Raw genomic sequence first — 382 nt, 5'->3', positions numbered from 1 at the left:
TGAGGAATTGCTCGATGGGTTTTATTCCTTTTTTGGTGTTGCACTTTTCACAAGCTAGGCACAAATTAGAGATGCGATTAGTCCCGCCTTTAGCTTTAGGGTGGATATGCTCAACCTGTAACGGCACATTTTCTGCACCGCAATACGCGCATTTTCTTCCCCATTTCTCCAATAAATACTCACGTACTTCATAACCCAATAAAGTACCTCGCTGGTATTCGCATCCGCTAATTTCAGGATGTAGAGTGCTTGTGTATCAAACCGGACTAACTCCTGCCTGATTTCCTCAATCGGCGCAAATTTACACAACCGTTTTACCCAAGTTTCAGTCGTTAGAACTCGGTGCATCAAGCTTGGAGCCAGCCACCCCTGTGGGCGATTC

General features: G+C 45.5%; 2 protein-coding genes. Both read right to left on the bottom strand.

Annotation, left to right across the window (positions count from 1 at the left end; all coding sequences use genetic code 11):
• On the bottom strand, positions 1-106 hold a 106-nt coding region (locus RIF36_RS22905; protein ID WP_350149654.1), incomplete at its 3' end, for an HNH endonuclease.
• On the bottom strand, positions 55-382 hold a 328-nt coding region (locus RIF36_RS22900; protein WP_350149652.1), incomplete at its 5' end, for an RRXRR domain-containing protein. The genes RIF36_RS22905 and RIF36_RS22900, both read right to left, overlap by 52 nt.

The sequence above is a fragment of the Imperialibacter sp. genome (genome assembly GCF_040222815.1).
Lineage (GTDB): Bacteria > Bacteroidota > Bacteroidia > Cytophagales > Cyclobacteriaceae > Imperialibacter.
The sequence above is the reverse complement of the archived record's forward strand: the minus strand, read 5'-3'. Positions and strand labels throughout refer to the sequence as shown.